At 57.0% G+C, this 20,171-nt stretch carries 19 protein-coding genes and 1 tRNA gene; 8 read left to right on the plus strand and 12 right to left on the minus strand.

The genetic code is table 11. The features are described 5' to 3' along the window. Positions 1-9: 9 nt before the first annotated feature. Together E3W21_RS06640 and E3W21_RS06645 are read left to right on the plus strand one after the other, a co-directional pair. Positions 10-168 (plus strand): KGG domain-containing protein, encoded by a 159-nt coding sequence (locus E3W21_RS06640; protein WP_129441885.1) that lies wholly within the window; start codon positions 10-12, stop codon positions 166-168. 73 nt (positions 169-241) lie between these two features. Beyond that, positions 242-745 carry a DUF4142 domain-containing protein gene (locus E3W21_RS06645; protein WP_134418852.1) on the plus strand — a complete coding sequence of 168 codons (504 nt, stop codon included), beginning with the start codon at positions 242-244 and terminating at the stop codon, positions 743-745. 45 nt (positions 746-790) lie between these two features. Here the strand turns inward: E3W21_RS06645 and E3W21_RS06650 are convergent, their stop codons facing one another. The 3 genes from E3W21_RS06650 to E3W21_RS06660 all read right to left on the minus strand — a co-directional run bounded on the left by E3W21_RS06650 (position 791) and on the right by E3W21_RS06660 (position 2,502). Then, entirely contained in the window at positions 791-1,201 is a 411-nt protein-coding gene (locus E3W21_RS06650; protein ID WP_134418853.1) for a low affinity iron permease family protein, read from the minus strand. 133 nt (positions 1,202-1,334) lie between these two features. Next, positions 1,335-1,874: an AidA/PixA family protein gene (locus E3W21_RS06655; RefSeq protein ID WP_129441889.1), complete on the minus strand. Its 540-nt coding sequence runs from the start codon at positions 1,872-1,874 to the stop codon at positions 1,335-1,337. Positions 1,875-1,998: 124 nt separating this feature from the next. Continuing rightward, the gene (locus E3W21_RS06660; protein ID WP_033061388.1) at positions 1,999-2,502 is read right to left on the minus strand and encodes an inclusion body family protein; all 504 of its coding nucleotides are present in this window, start codon (positions 2,500-2,502) and stop codon (positions 1,999-2,001) included. A 445-nt stretch (positions 2,503-2,947) separates the two neighbouring features. Here E3W21_RS06660 and tam point away from each other — a divergent pair, with 445 nt between their 5' ends. Then, a complete protein-coding gene (gene tam, locus E3W21_RS06665; RefSeq protein ID WP_134418854.1) occupies positions 2,948-3,718 on the plus strand; it encodes a trans-aconitate 2-methyltransferase in 771 nt (256 codons plus the stop codon). 79 nt (positions 3,719-3,797) lie between these two features. Here tam and E3W21_RS06670 read toward each other — a convergent pair whose 3' ends face one another. Continuing rightward, the gene (locus E3W21_RS06670; RefSeq protein WP_129441891.1) at positions 3,798-4,139 is read right to left on the minus strand and encodes a hypothetical protein; all 342 of its coding nucleotides are present in this window, start codon (positions 4,137-4,139) and stop codon (positions 3,798-3,800) included. Positions 4,140-4,574: 435 nt separating this feature from the next. On the opposite strand from E3W21_RS06670, the gene E3W21_RS06675 reads away from it, so the two are divergent. From E3W21_RS06675 to E3W21_RS06695, 5 genes are read left to right on the plus strand one after another with little or no spacing between them, the layout of a single operon-like run. Continuing rightward, a complete protein-coding gene (locus E3W21_RS06675; protein ID WP_134418855.1) occupies positions 4,575-6,047 on the plus strand; it encodes a cytochrome c oxidase subunit II in 1,473 nt (490 codons plus the stop codon). 49 nt (positions 6,048-6,096) lie between these two features. Beyond that, on the plus strand, positions 6,097-7,872 hold the full coding sequence (gene ctaD / locus E3W21_RS06680; RefSeq protein WP_134418894.1) for a cytochrome c oxidase subunit I: 1,776 nt from the start codon (positions 6,097-6,099) through the stop codon (positions 7,870-7,872). After that, positions 7,869-8,561 (plus strand): cytochrome c oxidase subunit 3, encoded by a 693-nt coding sequence (locus E3W21_RS06685; RefSeq protein ID WP_134418856.1) that lies wholly within the window; start codon positions 7,869-7,871, stop codon positions 8,559-8,561. The genes ctaD and E3W21_RS06685 overlap by 4 nt, the downstream gene beginning before the upstream one ends. A 6-nt stretch (positions 8,562-8,567) precedes the next feature. After that, positions 8,568-9,281: a heme-copper oxidase subunit III family protein gene (locus E3W21_RS06690; protein ID WP_134418857.1), complete on the plus strand. Its 714-nt coding sequence runs from the start codon at positions 8,568-8,570 to the stop codon at positions 9,279-9,281. Between the two features lie 13 nt (positions 9,282-9,294). Further along, positions 9,295-9,612 carry a cytochrome C oxidase subunit IV family protein gene (locus tag E3W21_RS06695; RefSeq protein WP_033061398.1) on the plus strand — a complete coding sequence of 106 codons (318 nt, stop codon included), beginning with the start codon at positions 9,295-9,297 and terminating at the stop codon, positions 9,610-9,612. A gap of 32 nt (positions 9,613-9,644) precedes the next feature. Here E3W21_RS06695 and E3W21_RS06700 read toward each other — a convergent pair whose 3' ends face one another. The 8 genes from E3W21_RS06700 to uca all read right to left on the minus strand — a co-directional run bounded on the left by E3W21_RS06700 (position 9,645) and on the right by uca (position 20,010). Beyond that, entirely contained in the window at positions 9,645-10,205 is a 561-nt protein-coding gene (locus E3W21_RS06700) for a magnesium transporter (protein ID WP_129441895.1), read from the minus strand. A 290-nt stretch (positions 10,206-10,495) separates the two neighbouring features. Continuing rightward, positions 10,496-10,569: transfer RNA gene (locus E3W21_RS06705), tRNA-Gly, on the minus strand. A 180-nt stretch (positions 10,570-10,749) separates the two neighbouring features. Then, entirely contained in the window at positions 10,750-11,634 is an 885-nt protein-coding gene (locus E3W21_RS06710; protein WP_129441896.1) for an alpha/beta fold hydrolase, read from the minus strand. Positions 11,635-11,947: 313 nt separating this feature from the next. After that, positions 11,948-12,640, minus strand: coding sequence for a pseudouridine synthase (locus E3W21_RS06715; RefSeq protein ID WP_134418858.1), 693 nt, complete (start codon positions 12,638-12,640; stop codon positions 11,948-11,950). A 56-nt stretch (positions 12,641-12,696) separates the two neighbouring features. Beyond that, entirely contained in the window at positions 12,697-12,891 is a 195-nt protein-coding gene (locus tag E3W21_RS06720; protein WP_008153014.1) for a cysteine-rich CWC family protein, read from the minus strand. Positions 12,892-12,897: 6 nt separating this feature from the next. Next, the gene (locus E3W21_RS06725; protein ID WP_134418859.1) at positions 12,898-14,385 is read right to left on the minus strand and encodes a sensor domain-containing diguanylate cyclase; all 1,488 of its coding nucleotides are present in this window, start codon (positions 14,383-14,385) and stop codon (positions 12,898-12,900) included. A 158-nt stretch (positions 14,386-14,543) separates the two neighbouring features. Next, positions 14,544-16,322: an allophanate hydrolase gene (gene atzF, locus E3W21_RS06730; RefSeq protein WP_134418860.1), complete on the minus strand. Its 1,779-nt coding sequence runs from the start codon at positions 16,320-16,322 to the stop codon at positions 14,544-14,546. Positions 16,323-16,347: 25 nt separating this feature from the next. After that, positions 16,348-20,010, minus strand: a complete 3,663-nt coding sequence (gene uca / locus E3W21_RS06735; RefSeq protein WP_134418861.1) for an urea carboxylase — start codon at positions 20,008-20,010, stop codon at positions 16,348-16,350. Positions 20,011-20,171: the final 161 nt, after the last annotated feature.

Here is a 20,171-nt window from a genome sequence, read left to right on the forward strand (position 1 = left end):
TAGAGAATCATGCCTAATTCAAGAAACTCGAACTCGGGAAATTTCGCCAACGATCGAACGAAGGCGTCTGAAACCGGTCGCAAAGGTGGGAAAACTACCACCACGACTGTCGATAAAGACCCTGTGAAACCCGACATGGGCCGCAAAGGTGGTCAGAAATCGAAATAGCGGTGAAGGTAGTTTTGATTGAGAGGCGGGAGCGTAAGCTCCCGTTTGAATTTTTTACGAGGAGGGCGCGACCATGAGCTGGATGGCCACCCGATTACGCAATGCCAGTTTTGCTATGTTACTGGGCCTGTGTGCCAGCAGTGCCTTTGCCCAGTCCCCCGCCGAATTCATCAACGAGGCATCGGCCAAAGGCATGGCCGATATCGAAGCCAGCCGCCTGGCGCATCAGAAAACCGAATCCAAAGAGGTCAAGGACTACACCATCGTCGTTATCAACGACCGCACCACCGCCAACCAGCATCTGGCGAAAATCGCCAAGCAACTGGATTTACCGGTGGCCCCGCGCGAAGAGGTCGTTGATAAAGCCAAAGCCTTGATGCCGGACGTGAAGGACGGCGCGAGCTTCGACCAGGCCTACGCGGCCAGCCAGGTGAAAACCACCCAGGAAGCCATTGAACAGCTTCAACAGGAAGCGCAGACCACCGACGTGCCTGAAATCAAAGCCTTCGCCGAAGAAATGTTGCCAAAACTGCAGAACCATCTGCAAATGGCCAAGGCGCTGCAAGCCAGTCGATAGCTGTCAGGTTGCGCGGGTGACCTCGGGCCGCCCGCGATCCTCCAATCAGCTTTCATTCAAATCCTGCTTACCTTTTTCCTGGACGACGGTGCCGTCCAGGGAAATCGTTTCGCCCTCGCCAAGTTTCCGATACTGCTTTCTCAGCGCTTCCAGCTGCTTTAGGTCCAATGCCTCAAGCCCCAGCATCGCGTTCTGCGCCTCCTTCGTCACCCGCAGCAACTCATCGACTTTCAAGTGCAAAATGTCCGTGTCGCGGTTCTGGGTGTTCTGGATCAGGAACACCATCAGGAAGGTGATGATGGTGGTCGACGTATTGATGATCAGTTGCCAGGTGTCGTTGAAGTGAAAAATCGGCCCACTCAGACCCCACAGAAAAATCAGAATGATCGCCCCCATGAACGTCTTGGGGCTGCCCGCCCACAGGGCAAGTTTCTGAGCGACTTTTGCGAATTTCATTGCCGTGTTCCTTATAGGGATGCGCCTGATTTTCAGACAGCGACGGCATGTTGGAAATTCTAATTACATTTCCATATTCAATAAAAAAACCAACCCATGAGGCGCCCATGAGGCCGGTTTTTTGGATTTCTGTTCACTCCGCCAACTTCACGTCCACCGACCAACTGAAGTACCCCAATGCCTCGCAACTTTTATTGATCAACATGAATTTCAGTTCGCACGACGCCACCCCAGCCGCCAATTGCGTGCAGTGCCAATAATGATCATCGGCCGTATGGCTGCCCGGTTGGGTTGGGTTTTCGGGATCGGGTGCGGGGACTGTCAGGTCTGTGTGGACCACCAATTCAGGCGGTGAAAGGACCCCGGCATTACCTACATGTATCTCGTAGAACACCACGCTGTGTTCGGCGAGCAAGCTGACGGTCCTGCCACGGATTTGGAAGTTTTTTCCGTTATTGGCGGTAAGCGTCATTAAGCTGTCATTAATTGTACTTTGTGTTGGTTTTGTGCCGCTGATGGCAAAGATGAAGCCTTCTTCAATCTCGGTCGGGTTTTGCGGCTCAAGACTGGGTTGTGGATAACGTGAAAGCAGTGATTCGGCATCGACGATCAGCAGCACATTATTGGCTGGCGCGATACTCGCCGAGGGGGAGGCAATCGGTTCGGAAGTCATCATGGATTCCTTTCATGATGTTGATTCAAGACGGCAGCCGCATCGGTTCAAGCAAGGCATCCCGTCCCGGCCGAAGCGGCAACGAACTCGGTAGACCCCTCGTCGCCAAGGGGCCTGGTCATCGTCAGTTACGGATGGTAATGAACGGATCCCACGAGCAGCAGCCTACGATCTTGCAGTCGCGATCAACGATCAGGAAATGGAAGTGGTAGGTCACGCTACCGCACGAAAGTGTTTCCGAAGACCAGTAATGGTTATCAACTTTCTGGCAGCTTGGAACCGACGGGTTGCTGGTGTTGGGAACGGCAACGCACGCTGTAGCCTTGCGGGGCGTGGGTGTGGAGATCAACTCGTTGCCGACGTTGCCAACAAACTTGTAGAAAATCACTGCAGTCTCGAAACTCTGCGACAGACTGGTTTCACGCCAGCGAATCAAGTCGCCTACCTGGGCTTTTAAGTTAAGTTCGCCACCGGCCTGGCCGCTGACCACGTTGTTCTGATTGGTCACCATGTACACATGATTGACGTCGATTAACGTCGGCGAGGCAGGGTTTTTGCTGATGTTCGGGTAGTTTTTCAGAATGGTTTCAGTGTCGATTGAAACAAGTACATCCGTGACTCGAGACATAGTAAAGCTCCTTGTTCATAGTGAATGCTTGGCATCTTCCAGGCACAACAACGCTTGCTTGCCTTACGGCCGTTGCGAACACACTACGGGCGGAACCCACCTGTCACGGGTATGAGCTGGCCTTGCTCCTTGCGTGCAAACTAACGGGTTCGGGTTCCTTCCGACGGGCCGCGATAGGACTATAGGTGTGAATTTTAGGCTGTCAAAATTGCTTGGCTTCTAGTTCGACGAACGGTCGATTTGGTTATGACTTCAGAAGATTTTGCGATAAAAATGCTCATTCAAATCCTCTTTGTGCGTTTGGTCCCGTGGGTATCGCAACGAGGGGTTGGGTTACCTGACACCTTTCGCCATAGGTCGGATAGGGCAGAGCGCACCGGTCGATGTATCGTAGCGAACCGGTTTTCCGCCTCTTGCTACAACAACGCACCGACAGGAGAACGCAATGAGTTGGTCCGCCAAACAATACGTCGCCTTTGAAGATGAACGCACACGCCCCGCGCGTGACCTGCTGGCCGCGATCCCTGCTGTGGACGCGCGCTCGGCAATCGACATCGGTTGCGGCCCCGGTAATTCGACCGAGTTGTTGGTTGAGCGCTTCGCCAATGCCACGGTACGTGGCTTGGACAGTTCGACCGATATGATCGACGCCGCCCGCAAGCGCTTGCCGCAGGTGCAATTCGATACGGCTGATATTGATACCTGGAACGAAAACGGCCCGTTTGACGTGATTTTCGCTAACGCGGTGTTGCAGTGGGTTCCCGACCACGCGAAGTTGCTACCTGCACTGGCGAGCAAGCTGGCCCCGGGTGGCAGCCTGGCGATCCAGATGCCGGACAATCTCAACGAACCTTCGCATCGCTTGATGCGCGAAGTTGCAGCCGATGGCCCATGGGTTGGGAAACTGGCGGGCGCCGCCGGGCAGCGGACAGAGATGGCAGACGCCAGTGGTTATTACTCGATGCTGCGAGCCCACTGTTCCCGTGTCGATGTGTGGCGCACGACTTACCATCATCCACTGGCTGGCGGCGCGTCTGGTGTGGTCGAGTGGTTCAAGGGCAGCGGTTTGCGGCCGTTTCTCGATCCGCTGGATGCGGCGGAGCGGGCGCAGTATCTCAAGCAGTATCAAGCGGCAATCGAACTGGCCTATCCGCCGTTGGCCGATGGTTCAGTGCTGCTGCCGTTCCCACGGTTGTTTATCGTTGCGACGCGCTGATGCGTTAATGAAAAAGGGACAGATCCCGCTCTTTTCGTCTGTCCCTTTCGCGTACCAATGGCCGAGAATTCCGTCGTAGCTAGGCGTCAATCAGCTGATCAATCAAAACCGCGTTGCTATAGATCAAGCTTCCATCACTCGCGCGATGCCCGACCAGATGGAACTGACCACGTTCGTTGTGTATATAGACGCGCATCTGGCAGTCGGACAAGGGGGCGTATCCCTCCGGCAATTGCAACTCCAGTGTGTCCATGTCGACATCCACCATGGCTTCACGCTCATGGGTCTTCTGCAGGCGTTCTTCTGCTTGCTCCAGACCCAGATGGAGGGGGCCATCGACGTAAAAATGGATTTCACCCATCGGGGTCGACTTTTGTTCTCCGTTGACTTTGCACCAGCCTTCGATCGTCAAGGCACTCATGACGAAATCTCCGTTGTGGACGGCTGGACGCTATCGCCCTTGGCCGTCTTGTCTGACCGCTATGCATAGGCGAGGATCTTTGCGCTTTTAGCCGATCTTTGCCTTCCGTAATCAGACCTAATTATAGCTGGCAACCGGACCTCGCTTGCTCGACGTGTCGTCCAGACGAGATGTGTTGCTGAATAGTTACAGCTATATATAGCGAATAGGTTTCAAGTAATGAAGTTGGTGCTGAGGTTGGAATATCCAGGCAACACGGCTTTTCAGGAAAAGCGCTTGTTCCGGCCATGAACTATACTTCCTGCGGACTTTGCCACGAAGATAGGTGGTATTTGTCTAGCCTGTTTTGGCGTCAGATTAGTATTGATTTGACGATGTTGTTCTGTGGCGATGCTTATGCATACCGATGAGTAACAGGAATAGGATGAAAGCAAAATGGCAATGGCAATTATTCTTGTACTAATCGTTATTGCATCTGTGCTGTTCCATATACTTGCGCCTTGGCATGCGACACCGGCAGCTTCCAACTGGGGGTCAATAGACACCACCCTGTTCATCACCCTGATCATTAGCGGAATATTTTTCATCGCCGTCACCCTATTCATGGCGGTGGCCGTGATACGTTTCCGTCACAAGGAAGGTGCCAGGGCGGCCTACCAGCCAGAAAATAAAAAGTTGGAAACATGGTTAATTATCGTGACCTCGGTAGGTATTGCCGCGATGTTGGCGCCAGGTCTGGTTGTTTACAGTGACTTTGTCCGGGTGCCGAATAATGCTTATGAACTTGAAGTGGTCGCCCAGCAGTGGCAGTGGGCCTTTCGTTTTCCCGGCCAGGACGGGAAACTGGGCAAGTCGGATATTAAGTTTGTTGATTCCGTCAATCCCTTTGGCCTTGACCCCAAGGATCCTGTTGGGCAAGACGATGTACTTATAATAAACAATGAAGTTCGCCTTCCGCTCGATAAGCCGGTAAAAGTTTTACTGCGCTCTAAAGATGTGCTGCACGATTTCTATGTACCACAAATGCGCAGCAAGATGGACATGGTGCCAGGGATGGTGTCGTACTTTTGGTTTACACCGACTAAAACCGGAAAGTATGAAGTCCTTTGCGCTGAATATTGTGGCGTAGGTCATTACAACATGCGCGGTCATATGATCGTGGAGGAACAGGACGCCTTCGATCAATGGCTGAACAGCCAACCGACTTTTGCGCAGACATTAACGACAGCTGCCAAGCCCAGTCGGGACAGCGTGCTGGAAAAAGGTCGGCTGTTGGTCGAAAAATACGGCTGCGGTGCCTGCCATAGCCAGGATGGCAGTGCCAGTCTCGGCCCGGGATGGAAGGGTCTGTACGGCCGCACTGAACAGTTTGCCGATGGCACCAGTGTGCTGGTCGATGACGCCTACCTGAAAGAGTCGATCCTCGATCCGAAGGCCCGACTGGTACAGGGCTACCCGCCGGTCATGGTGGCCTATACTATCAATGACGATGAACTGGGTGCTCTCGTCGCCCTGATCAAATCACTCGGTGCCGGGCAGCAAGACGACGAACCTACTCCCGGCGAAGCGTCGAGCCCAGGTGACGACTTGGCGGCACAGGGACAGAGGTTGGCTCAGTCGCTCGGCTGTCTGGCCTGCCACAGTGTCGATGGCAGCAAGGGCGTCGGCCCCAGCTGGCAGGGCCTGTATGGCGAGACCGTAACCCTTGCCGACGGTTCGACGATAAAGGCCGATGAGGGCTATATAAAAGATTCGGTTGTTAATCCCGGTGCCAAAATCGTCAAGGGCTACGCAGCCGTCATGCCGGCCTTTACCCCGAGTGATCAGGAGTTGAACGCACTGATCGCTTTTATCAAATCCAAAGCGAATGCTGACGCTGACACGAGCAAGGCTGAGCCAGGGAAATAGCCGTAAAGCAGCCAGAAATACACTGAAACTTCGGCAGGAGGATGACGTGATGGCCTATGCGGAGCAAGCCGAAACAGAAGCACTGCACGAGCCCAGAAGTTTCCTGACCAAATATATCTGGAGTCAGGACCACAAGGTCATAGCCATTCAATATTCCTTGACGGCTCTGTTCGTGGGGCTTATCGCCATCGTGTTGTCTGACTTGATGCGCATACAGATAGGCTTCCCCGGTAGTTTGGCGTTCATGGACGCCAGTACTTACTATCAGGCGATGACCATGCACGGCATGATCATGGTCATTTATTTGCTGACGGCCTTGTTTCTGGGGGGCTTCGGTAATTATCTGATCCCGCTGATGGTAGGCGCCCGCGACATGGTCTTCCCCTACGTCAACATGCTGAGTTACTGGTTCTACCTGCTGGCGGTACTCGTGCTGCTCTCCAGTTTCTTTGTCCCTGGCGGCCCCACCGGTGCGGGCTGGACGCTCTATCCGCCACAGTCCATTTCTCAGGGGACACCGGGGGTCGAGTGGGGCATCATCCTGATGCTCGTCTCACTGGCGATTTTTATTGTCGCAGCCACCATGGGCGGGTTGAACTACGTCACCACGGTGTTGCAGGCGCGCACGCACGGGATGACATTGTTTCGCATGCCGCTCTCCGTATGGGGAATCTTCATGGCCTCGATCATGGCCTTGCTGGCGTTCCCGGCGTTGTTCGTCAGTGCGGTCATGATGCTGTTTGACAAGCTGTTGGGCACCAGCTTCTTTATGCCGGCGATGATCTCGCTGGGGCAGCAGCTCGATCACCAGGGTGGCAGCCCGATCTTATTCCAGCACCTGTTCTGGTTCTTCGGCCACCCGGAGGTCTACATCGTTGCTCTCCCGGCGTTTGGTCTGGTCTCCGATTTGATCAGCACGCATGCGCGTAAAAATATCTTCGGCTACCGAATGATGGTGTGGGCCATTATTGCGATTGGCGTACTCAGCTTTGTGGTCTGGGCGCACCATATGTATGTCAGCGGAATGAACCCGTACTTTGGCTTTTTCTTCGCCGTCACCACCTTGGTCATCGCGGTGCCGACCGCACTGAAAGTCTACAACTGGGTGCTGACCCTGTGGCGCGGCGACATCCATCTGACCGTGCCGATGCTGTTTGCCCTGGCCTTTATCGTCACCTTCCTGGTCGGCGGTCTGACCGGGTTGTTTCTGGGCAATGTGATCGTGGATATTCCGCTCTCGGACACCTATTTCGTTGTGGCTCATTTTCATATGGTGATGGGTGTCGCACCGGTACTGGTGGTGTTCGGCGGCATTTATCATTGGTTCCCGAAAGTCACCGGGCGTATGTTGAACGACACCCTGGGCAAGCTGCATTTCTGGATTACCTTTCTGGGCACCTACGCCATCTTCTTCCCCATGCACTACCTGGGTTTCCAGGGCATGCCACGTCGCTACTACGCCTATGAAAACTACGCGTTCATCCCGCAGTCGGCGCAAGAGTTGAATGCCTTCATTACGGTGATCGCATTGACCGTCGGCGTTTCCCAGTTGCTGTTCCTGTTTAACCTGGCCTGGAGTGTGTTTAAGGGCAGGCCCGCAGGCAGTAATCCCTGGGGCGCGGCCAGTCTGGAATGGCAAACGCCGAACACCCCGCCGATACACGGTAACTGGGGAGCGAAGCTGCCGGTCGTGCATCGCTGGGCCTATGACTACAGTGTGCCGGGGATAGAACAGGATTTCGTTCCGCAAACAATCTCCGCCGAGGAGCTGGAGCACATGCGGCAACTGAGTGCCGGAACCAAGATAGCGGACGTTAAAACATGAGCAGGTTGCTATTGAGAAACGCCGACGGCGCTGACCCCGGCGGCAGCTGGAATCGCGATCCGGAGGGTATTCAGGCCGGTGAGGGTGCCGATCGAAACCAAACCGCAAGAATAGGCCTGCGCTTATTTCTGGTCGTGGTGAGTTCGTTATTCTTTCTCTTCCTGCTCGCCTTTATCGCCCGCTCACAAATGGCCGACTGGCTACCCCTGACAGACCCCTTGGCCCCGTTAGCCAATCCATGGCCGCTGTGGGTGAATTCGGCTTTTCTGGTATTCAGTTGCATCGCACTGCAGTGGTCGCGCATGGCCGCGCGACAGGCTCGACTGGACGCAACGGTCATTGGCTTTGTATTGGGGGGGGTATTTGCAATTGCCTTTCTGGTGGGACAATTCTGGGTCTGGCAGCAGTTTGTCGCCTGGGGCTACTTTGTCGCCAGCAATCCGGCCAACAGCTTCTTCTACCTGTTGACCGGTGTGCATGGGCTCCACCTGCTGGGCGGGTTGATCGCCTGGGGCAGAACCGTCGCCAAATTCCTGCGTCATGTGCCGTTGCCGCAACTCAGCGCCAGCGTAGAACTCTGTACCATCTATTGGCATTACTTACTGGGTCTTTGGTTCGTGCTATTCGCTCTGCTGACCAGCACGCCGCAAACCTATGAAGCCATCGCCAGATTCTGCGGCCTGAGGTGAAAAGCCATGGCATCGCATTCACCCGTCCCAGGCGAGTCCAGTTCATCCAATCCACCCAGCTTGCCGCCTGCAGCAGGATGGCAGGGCATCGCCAGCGACTGGTCCTCGGATAAGGAGGCTTTCAAGCAGGTCCCCTGGGGCAAGGCGATGATGTGGATATTCCTGCTCAGCGATACCTTTATATTCACCTGTTTTTTAACCGGCTACATGTCGGTACGCATGACCATCACTACCGCCTGGCCGAACCCCAGTGAAGTGTTCGCATTGACGATCGGCGGTAGAGAAATCCCGCTTATTCTGATCGCCATCATGACCTTTGTGCTGATCAGCAGCAGTGGCACCATGGCCATGGCAGTCAATTTCGCCTATCGCCGTGATCGTGCGAAAACCACTGCCCTGATGCTGGCGACCGCTGCCTTGGGTGTGACCTTCGTCGGCATGCAGGCATTCGAATGGAGCAAGCTCATCGCAGAAGGGGTGCGTCCTTGGGGGAACCCTATGGGGGCGGCGCAGTTTGGTGCGAGCTTTTTCATGATTACCGGTTTCCACGGACTGCATGTGTCAATCGGCGCCATTTACCTCAGCATTGTGGCGATGAAAGTAATGCGGGGAGATTATGAGCGCTCCGGGAACTATCAGAACGTCGAGATAGCCGGGCTTTACTGGCACTTCGTGGATTTGGTGTGGGTGTTTATTTTTGCTTTCTTCTATTTATGGTAGAGGAGCACGGGTGATGGCACATGCTCAGGGTCAGCAACATCCGATCAGCTTGTACCTTAAAATCTGGGGGCTGTTGTTCGTCCTCAGTACGATGTCGTATCTGGTCGACTACTTTCACTTCCATGGTTACCTTCGTTGGGCCCTGATTATTACTTTCATGTTGTTGAAGGCAGGTTTAATTGTCTCCATCTTCATGCATATGGCCTGGGAGCGGTTGGCCATGGTCTACGCCATATTGGTACCACCTTTGTGTTTGCTGGTACTCGTCGGACTGATGGCCACCGAAGCGGACTATGTTTTCCTCAGTCGGGTCATTTCCTTCGGCCAATAAGCAGCTTCCGGATGGCCTTCAGTCTCCAGGGGCTAACCTGATATCACTCGCTTGAACTGATGCCATTTGTGCTGCCAGGCGACTGTCCAGTGGGGGGCTGCCGTTCCCGTACCGGCGATCTCCAGCATTGGATGATGTTCGATAACCCCGTCCAATACCGACTCCTGATTCGGCTCGACATCTACGAAGAAAATATGTTTTCCCTCTGCTACCACCTGTTTAAAACTGCGGAAGTGAGTGTTTGGCACCTGGATACCAAAAAAACCGCCTTCCCAGATGCAGAAGCCACATACAACAATGGCAAGAAAGATGAAAGGCATCCAGCCTGCGGCGGATTCGGTCCAGCCCAGCCAATAGGCGCCGCCAAGAACCAGCGCCGCGAGTGGCACACCGATCACTGCACCAATTTCGCCAGAGTGGACAACATCCTGTTCCATTAACGAGTTAACTTCGTGAAGGTGATGTTGTTCAACATCGGCAACGTGCTCACTGAGCACATGAATTTGTTCGGAATTGATGCCGCTGGCTTCCAGCTCATTTTCAACGGCTTCAAGATCGTCGAGATTGTTGCTGATGTAATAGTGTCGATTCATGCCAAACCTCCCATCTCGTGCTTGCCGTAGACCTCCTTTGTCTTGCAGCTGCCAGTCGAGATTTACAGTCGGTATCAGTACCCGTGGGCACGTTGCGCGCTTCATTCAAACCATAAAAAAGTATAGCACTGCATATCATTCCGGCATGGGGACGGAAGCATGCCGTCTGATCTCCCGGCAGGTTCCCCGGCACCCCAAATCCTGGACACAAAAAAACCGGTCACAACGGACCGGTTTTTGTGTTCCTGCGTCTCCCGTCAAAACCCGCCTGACGTGAGATCAAATTCGATTGGAGCGGGTGAAGGGAATCGAACCCTCGTTATCAGCTTGGGAAGCTGGAGTAATGCCATTATACGACACCCGCTCAGAGCGGCTGACTTTGTACCAGATGTGGGCGTGGAAATGAAGTTTTTCTTTGCGTGGGACGGCTTTAGCGCAGGTGAAACAAGACACAGAGCGGGTGGCGGTCTATCGCGGGCAAGCCTTGCTCCTACAGGAATGCATTCAACACTGTAGGGCGGGGCCTGCTCGCGATGACGCTGTTTCAGATGGCCAATGCATGTTGGTCCTGGACGTAGTGATAACGCGGTCGACTTTCGTGTTGCGAAGGTTTCAGAAAGCCCAGCAATGCGTTGCGGCTATCTCGGCAAGCAGCTTTGTGTTCCATGTCGAGAAAGTGGCCGGTGGCCTGCAGGGTGGTGAAAGTAGCGTGTTGCACATGGTTGGCGAACAGTTGAGCGCCGTCGGCAGCGGTGTACTCGTCCCATTCGCCGTTCATGAACAGCACCGGCACGTTGATTTTCTCCGCGGCTTTGAAGAAGCACTGGCGATCACTGTGCAGCAGATCGCTGATGTGGAAGTGCATCTGTCCGTACTCATGCTCGGCCAGGGAACTGACGTGCCGATAATTGAAGCGCTTGAACAGTGTCGGCAGGTGTTTGCCGATCGTGCTGTTCACCAGGTTGCCGACCCGGTCACCGTCCCGGCTGCCGAGGTAATCGATGCCGCGCTCGAGGTAGTCGAGCATGTGCGCGTTGATCTCCGGAGAGAACGAGCTGATCACGGCTTTCTCGATGCGTCGTGGCTGGTGGGCCAGGGCGACCAGGGTCGCGGCGCCACCCCAGGAAAACGACAGCACGTGTTCGGCGGCGAAGTGGTCGATCAGCTCCAGGAGGATCTGCCCTTCGATTTCCTTGGTCAGCAATTTCTCGTGCAGGTTGTGGGCTTTCGACTTGCCCGCGTAGGGCTGGTCGTAGCAAACCACATTGAACTGCGGGTGAAGGTTTTTCACGGTTTGTGCAAACGACGCAGTCGTGGCCATCGAGCCGTTGACCAGAATAATGGTCTTCTCTGCGGCGTCTGCGCGATAGAACTCCGTGTAAACCCGATACTGACCCTGTATATCCAGCACAGCGATTTCTGGCCTCATGTCATAAGACTCCTGGCAAGCGGGTATGCGTGCAAATCAGATTGCACGAGCTTTGTGACAGGTAGGCATACGCCTGGAATTTGAGAGGCCCATGTCGATCCATTGCAGTCCGGTCGACGGGTATTGTTATTGGCGGGCAGTCTGCCGGGGGAAGGCGGAACCTGAGGGTTCTCTACCGGCAAAAAGTTTCTTAGAAGTATATTGTGACTCGTCGGTCACATTTCGGCCGACGTCCTGATTCAAGCAGGGGTCACGTCATCGCGCAAGTATCTTTGGCAAATTGTTCGACAACTTCTGCTGAGCGGTCGCCTGCTTAGATCAATTGAATCTCTTCGGTGCGTAATGCGCGGTACTCGCCCGGTTTCAGGGCACTGTCGAGCACCAGCGGGCCCATGCTTTCACGGTGCAGGCGCAGCACCTTGTTGTCGAAATGGCCGAACATCCGCTTCACCTGGTGATAACGGCCCTCGACGATGCTCAGTCGTGCGGAGTTTGGCCCGAGTACGGCCAGCTCGGCGGGTTGGGTGGTGAGGTCTTCGAAGGCGAAGTACAGGCCTTCGGTGAATTTCAAAGCGTATTCCGGGCCAATCTCTTGCTCGGTCTCTACGTAGTAGACCTTGGGCAGTTTGGTTTGCGGCTGGGTCAGGCGTCGCGACCAGCCGCCATCATTGGTGATCAGCATCAGGCCGGTGGTGTTGAAATCCAGCCGGCCGGCGATGTGCAGGTCCTCCTTGTCCGGCTCATGTATCAGATCGAGCACGGTCGGGTGTTGCGGATCGCGGGTGGCACTGACGCAGCCAGAAGGTTTGTGCAGCATGAAGTAGCGTGCAGGCTTGCCGACTTGCAGCAGCTCATCGTCGACTTCCACGCGGCTGAATTCCAGTACGTCGGCGTGAGGGTCGCTGACGACTTTTCCGTCGATCCTGACGCGCTTTCCCACCAGCAACAGACGCACCTGCTTACGGTTGAAGCGCGGCAGGTTGCTGAGGAAACGGTCAATGCGCATGACGAGGGATCGGTAGGAAAGGGGCGCGTATCTTACGTGATCGGTTGTGCGGTTGCTTACAGCTGCGCCTCGACTTGCGCGCAGCGTGGGCACAAACAGGATTTGTCGCGCAGTTCGGGCGGCAGTGCTTCGAGCACTGCCGGGTCGATGCTGACGCCGTAGCACCAGCAGGCCCGATCGGCGGTTCGCGGGTCGGCCAGAGTGCAGTCGTTGGAGGCGCCGCAGGCCGGGCAGAAATCTGGCTTATTCATTTAGGGTTATGCATAACTGGAGTGAGGCATTTCCACGCAGGTGCGGTTACGGCCGGCTTGCTTGGCCCGGTACATCGCATGATCCGCTCTCGAGAGCAGCGTGTGCAAGGTGTCATCGGTCTGCAGGGTGGTCAGGCCGATGCTCACGGTCAGCTGCAAGGCCTTATCGTTGTAGGCATAACGCTGTTGCTCGACATGCTGACGAATTTTCTCGGCGACCATCAGACCGGTCTCACCATCAGTGTCCTTGAGCAGCACGATAAATTCCTCCCCGCCCCAACGGCAGACGATGTCGGAGTGCCGCAGGCAACTCTCCAGATCCCGTGCAAAGCCGATCAGCACCTGATCGCCGGCAAGGTGACCGTAGGTGTCGTTCAAAACCTTGAAATGGTCCAGATCCAGCAGCAACGCGGTCAGCGGTTTGGGCTCGCGCTGGGCTTCGTGCATGGCTTGCGCCGCCAACAGGTCGAAACCGCGGCGGTTCGGCAACTCGGTCAGGGTGTCGAGGATCGCCTGGGCCTGGATCTTGCCTTGGTAGCGCTTGATCACCCGGTTGAGCAGGGCCAGCACAATCAGCGTTACGATCAGGCAGATCAAGAGGTTGAGGTACAGCGACTGGCGGATTTCACTGAGGGCACCGTCTTCGCGTTTGTCGACGAACAAGTACCAGTTCAGCTCCGGAATGAAACGCACATTGAGGAAATGTCCCTGGCCCCGGACGGAATATTCGTAGCTACCGCTGTGAGGTTTTGGCAGTTGGCTGACCAGGTCCTTCATGCTGTCGAGCTCGCCGAGGGTCCGCCCGATCCGCGCGCCTTCCGGGCCACCCTCGGCGCCCGTAAGCGCCAGGCGCCCGAAGTTGTCGACGAAAAACACGCTGCGTTGATAACGCTGCTGGTACTTGTCGATCAGCTTGATCACCGCATCGACTGTCAGACCGACGCCAGCCGCGCCGATGAAACGGTTGTTGTAGTCGTAGACCTTGTAGTTGATGAAGAAGGTCAGGTTGTCCTTGTTGGCAAGGTCCGGGTCGACATTGATTTCGTAGGGATCGGCCATGTCTCGTACGCGGAAATACCATGCATCGCGGGGTTCAGTGGCTTTGACCTGTTTGAGTACGCCCTTGGCGTGGTAGTAGGTGAGGCTGGTGTTGGAGACGAAAAATGCGGTGTAGGCCCCGTAGTGGGTCATGACCTCGTTGAGGTAGCGGGTCATTTTCTCGGGGTCGTTTTCGCCGTTTACCACCCAGTCACGCATGAAGGTGTCGCGGGACATCATCGAGGAAATCAGGATCGGTCTGACGAGGTCTTTCTGGATTTCCGAGTAGACCGTGTCCGACGTCAACGGCAGTTCGGTGTTGATGATGTTGTCGCGGATCGACGCTCGCGAGGCGTAGTAACTGAGGAAGGACGTGGCGAGAAAACCTGCGCCCAGCAACGCGATCAGCGTGAGGACCAACGAACGTTGCGAATACAGCGGCGAGCGAAGCGGCATGACGATTCCGTTGGCAGTGATCCGATGGCAGGCATTCTAATGGCACCGCCGGGAAATAACTGCTCTATGTGCAGCGCGAATGATTGTTCACACACGCCATGCAAGATGCACCCGGACCCTGTGGGAGCAAGCTCGCTCCCACAGGTTCCTGCGTGCTGTCAGACAAGACTTTTCAGATATGCACGCCACCCACCCAAGTGACTGATATCCACCGCTCCCTCCAACCCATACGCCTCACAAATAAACCCGCTCTCCCAACGCCCATCCGCCAATTGAACCTTGCCCAACCCTAGCGGTGCCGGTATTCCGGTCAAAAACGAGCCCAACTCACGGCTCGGCAATTCCCAAACCTCCACCGCAATCGCCACCCCCCCGTCCTTCACGCGAACCATCCCGGGACGAAACGGCGGGCCGCCGGCCAAGGCATAAAGTTGATAGTCCGGCGAGCTGAACGTCGTCTCGACCAGTCGAGCCCCGCGCTGCTTGAGCTGCCAATTCAGCGCCAGCCCATCCAGATGCGCACCACACACCACCAACCGCGCCCGGTCATTGCGTGCGGCAGCCGACGGAAGCGGTGTCGCCAAACCTTGCTGACGCTGCAAGGCATCCGCCACACCCAATAAATACTGATCAGTAAACGCCCGTCCGAACAACGTCACGCCCCAAGGCAAACCATTGCCCATGAAACCGCTGGGCACGGCGACGGCGGCGTAATCGAGCAGGTTCATGAAGTTGGTGTAGTAGCCCAGTTCCGAATTGCGCAGCACCGGTTCGGCATCCAGTTCCGCCCGCGTGACGGGGCGGCCGATGGTGGGTGTGAGCACGCAGTCGAGGCCTTCCAGCGCCTGGTCGCACAGGGCTTTCAGCGGTTGCAGCCGGTACTGGGCGCGGAAGGTTTGCACACCGTTCACCGCTGGAGCCTTGGCCAGCACCGCGCGAATCACCGGCAGCACAGCTTCTGGATTTTTCTCCATCAACTCACCGGCCACGCTGTAGCGCTCAGCCACCCACTGCCCTTCATAGAGCAACCGCGCCGCTTCGAGAAATGGCGACAAATCCAGTTCCACGGCTTCACCGCCCAAAGCCTTGAGCTGATCGATGGCATCACCAAACAACAACGGGCCTTCAGGGCAGCCGAAGAACTTCAGATCCTGAGCACGCGGCACGCCGAAGCGGAAGGGGTGTGGTGCACCAAACGCCGAGCCGTCATTCCACAGCGGATTACTGCGGCTGTATTCATCGCGGGGATCAAGGTGCGCAGTGAGCGCGAGCAACTGACTGGCTTCCCGAGCAGTCGCGGTAAACGTGGTCACGCAATCGAGGGTGCGGCAGGCCGGAACCACACCCGCTGTAGAGATCAATCCTTTAGTGGCTTTCAACCCCACCAGATTGTTCAGCGCCGCCGGCACACGCCCGGAACCTGCCGTGTCCGTACCCAAGGAAAAACTCGCCACGCCGAGCGCCACCGCCAGCGACGACCCGGCGCTGGAACCGCCCGATGGATATTCCGGCAACACGCTGTTCGGGCACGCGCCATACGGTGAGCGATTGCCGTTAAGCCCGGTGGCGAATTGATCAAGATTGGTCTTGCCCAACGGAATCGCACCCAGCGCCAGCAATTGCTCGACGATGGTCGCCGAACGTTCCGGCACGTAGGCAAACGCCGGGCACGCCGCGGTCGTCGGAATGCCCGCCAGGTCGATGTTGTCCTTGATCGCGAACGGCACGCCGAACAGCGGCAAGCTGTCGGGGTCGCGACCGTCGAGCGCGGCAAGGTACGGTTCCAGTTCTTCAACACTGAACAAGTGGATGAACAGGTGATAATCCGGGTTCAGCGCAGCGGCTTTGTCGCGCAGGTTCAGGAGCAGTTGCCGAGGTGTGATGCTGGCGTCGCGATAGGCGTTGCGCAGGGCATCGAGTTGCAGATTGATGTTCATCGCGTTAATCCTTTTCAACATGGGTTCACTCAAGTTCCAGCACCACGACGCGCTGTCCGGCGCGCACTGCCGAACCAGGTTGCACGCGAATCTCGCGCACCACCCCGGCCATAGGCGCGAGCAGCGGGATTTCCATCTTCATCGACTCCAGAATCACCAGCACATCACCCGCGGCAACCCGGCTACCGGTTTCAACCTGAACCTGCCAAAGGTTGCCGGCGATGTGGCTGTCGACGCTCTGTTGACCGCTGGCCAACGGCGCGTCTTCGGTCACCTCCGGGGTCAGCTCTTCACTGTCGAAATGCGCCTGGCCACTGGCGATCCAGCGCTCGCGCTCAGCGTTGAATGCACCTTTTTGCTGATCGCGAAACGCGGCAATGCTCTCGGCTTCCTTCGTCAGGAAGGCTTGGTAATCCGCCAGATTCAGCTGACTGTGCTCGATGTTCAGATCGAAGCGCCCGAGTGGGAAATCCCGTCGAATGCGCAGCAGTTCATCGGCACTGACCGGGTAGAAACGGATCTGATCGAAGAAGCGCAGCAGCCACGGTTTGCCATCGAATGCGGCGACCTCGCGATAGCGATTCCACATCTGCAAAGTGCGGCCGACGAACTGATAACCGCCAGGGCCTTCCATGCCGTACACGCACATGTAAGCACCACCGATGCCCACCGAGTTTTCCGCGGTCCAGGTGCGGGCCGGGTTGTACTTGGTGGTCACCAGGCGATGCCGCGGGTCGAGCGGCGTGGCCACCGGCGCACCGAGGTAGACATCGCCCAGGCCCATCACCAGGTAGCTGGCGTCGAATACTGTGCGTTGCACTTCGTCGAGGTTTGGCAGGTCGTTGATGCGGCGGATGAACTCCAAGTTGCTTGGGCACCACGGGGCGTCCTTGCGCACGGTGGTCATGTATTTTTCGATTGCCAACTGACAGGCCGGGTCGTCCCAGGACAACGGCAGATGGACGATGCGCGAGGGCACTTGCAGGTCCTTGGCGGCGCACACGGCGTCCCATTCGCCGGCGACGATGCCGAGCAGATCGGCCAGCGGCAGTTGTTCGGGTTGGTAGTGCACTTGCAGCGAGCGGATGCCGGGTGTCAGGTCGATGACGCCGTGCAGGTTTTGGCTTTCCAAGGCTTGCATCAGGGCGTGGGCGCGAAAGCGCAGGACGAGGTTGAGTTCGGGGGCGCCGATTTCCAGCAGCAGATGAGTGTCCCCCGACAATCTCGCCACCAGCAGTGTATCGTCCTGACCAATATCCAACACCACCGGCGACACAATCCCCTGTGTGAGCGGCGGTGCGACGATTCGACTTGCTCGCGAAGAGGGCGTGTCAGTCGACATTGATGTGTCTGACATACCGCTTTCGCGAGCAAGCCCGCTCCCACAGGGGGTATTCCATTTCAAGGCGAGGTTGCGGGCGGTTTTGAGATCGACCGGTTGGAACTGCACTTTATCCCCAGCCTTGAGCTGCCCAAGCTGCCAGAGGTCAGCTTCGATCACCGTCACCGGGCAGACAAACCCGCCGAGACTAGGGCCGTCGGGGCCGAGGATCACCGGCATGTCACCGGTAAAATCCACCGCCCCAATGGCGTACGGATTGTCATGAATATTCGACGGATGCAGACCCGCCTCGCCACCATCGGCACGCACCCATTCAGGCTTCGGCCCAATCAACCGCACACCGGTTCGGCTGGAGTTGAAATGCACTTCCCAATGAGTGGCGAAGAAGGTGCCGATGTAGTTTTCGGTGAAGTATTCCGGCGCACCATGAGGGCCGTAGATCACCCGGATCTGCCGCAGAACGGGCAACTCGGTGACCTGTTCTTCAGCCAGTTGTTGACCGGCACTGCGGTCGTTCAAAGCAGGGAGATGCAACACGTCGCCGGCTCGCAACGCACGACCACCATGCCCACCAAACTGGCCGAGGGTGAAGGTGCTTTTGCTGCCCAGATAGTCTGGAACCTGAAGGCCACCACGCAGGCACAAATAACTGCGAGCGCCTTCTCCTGCAATCGTGCCGAGGCTCAATGTCGCGCCCGCCGGAACCAGCAGTGCGGTGTTCATCGGTACGGTTTCACCGTTTAGCGTCAATGGAATCATCGCGCCTGTGACCGCCACAACCGCATCGCAATTGAAGCGCAGTTGCGGCCCGCTCATGGTGATTTCCAGCGCCGCTGCACCTTCATCGTTGTCCAGCAGACGATTGCCAAAACGCAACGCGCGACTGTCCATTGGCCCTGACGGCGGCACGCCCACTGCCCAATACCCAAGACGACCCGGATAGTCCTGAACGCTGGTCTGAGTCCCGGCACTGAGCACTTCAAACGTGTTGGCCTGATACACCAAACCTTCCAGGCAACGGGTCCACGGCTGACCGCTGGCGAAGGGCACATCGAGCAGAATCTGCCGCAAATAGTCGCGGTTGGTTTCCACTCCGTAGAGCAGGCTGTCGCCCAACGCCTGATGCAGATCGGCAGCGGCTTCTTCACGGGTCGACGCCCAACTGATGACTTTGGCGATCATCGGATCGAAGTACGGTGGGATCTCGCAACCGGCTTCAACCCACGTGTCGATACGCAAGTGTTTGCCATCGGCGGCAGGGAAGTTCACGGCGGTCAGCAAGCCTGGGCTTGGCTGAAAATCGCGGGCCGGATCTTCGGCATAGAGCCGTGCTTGAATCGCATGACCATCGGCTTTCAAACCTTCGCTCAACGTGCCCAACGGTGGCAAATCACCCGCCGCCAGTTCGACCATCCAGCGCACCAGGTCCACACTCCAGACTTGCTCGGTGACGCCGTGCTCCACCTGCAAGCGGGTGTTCACTTCGAGAAAGTAGAAGCGTTGAGCCTCGCTGTCGAAGACGAACTCAACGGTGCCGGCGCTGCGGTAATTCACCGCTTTCGCCAGTTTGATCGCCGCCGCACACAATGCTTCGGCCATGCCCTCGGGCAGGTTCGGCGCCGGGGTTTCTTCGAGGACTTTCTGGTTGCGGCGCTGAACCGAGCAGTCGCGCACGCCGAGGGCAATCACTTCGCCCCGGCCGTCGCCGAACACCTGCACTTCCAGATGTCGGGCGCGCTGGATGTACTTCTCGATGAACACCCCGGCGTCGCTGAAGTTGTTCTGGCCGAGGCGCTTGACGGCCTCAAAGGATTCGCTCAACTCGGCCGCACTGCGACACACGCGCATGCCGATGCCACCACCACCAGCGGTGCTTTTGAGCATCACCGGGTAGCCGACCTGTTCGCCGGCAATCAGCGCCGCGTCGAGGCTGTCGAGCAACTCGGTGCCTTCGAGCATCGGCACGCCGTGTTGCTTGGCCAAGGCGCGCGCGGTGTGCTTGAGACCGAACACTCGCAGCTGCTCTGGCGTCGGGCCGATGAAGGCGATGTTGGCGGCTTCGCACGCTTCGGCGAACGCGGCGTTTTCCGAGAGAAAACCGTAGCCGGGATGGATCGCCGTGGCGCCGGTTGATTTGGCGATGGCGAGGATTTTTTCGACGGCCAGATAGGTGCCGGCGGCTGCGCCTTCACCGAGACTGTGGGCTTCATCGGCTTGCAGGATGTGCAAACTGGCGGCATCGGCTTCGGAGTAAACGGCAACGCCCTGGACCTGCAACTCACGCAGGGTGCGCAGGATGCGACAGGCAATGGCGCCACGGTTGGCAATCAGGACTTTTTCGAACATGGCATAACCCCTGGAGGCGATAACGCATCAGCCTCGACCTGGGATGCGGGCCGTCCCGCAGTTTTTCGATAGGCGCCAGGGTCGTCCCCGACGGCAAAAACAGTTCGCTTCAAACCACCGCGTAACCCTGTGGGAGCGGGCTTGCTCGCGAAGGCGGAGTG

The sequence above is a fragment of the Pseudomonas sp. F01002 genome (assembly GCF_004402115.1).
Taxonomy (GTDB): Bacteria; Pseudomonadota; Gammaproteobacteria; order Pseudomonadales; family Pseudomonadaceae; genus Aquipseudomonas; species Aquipseudomonas frigoris.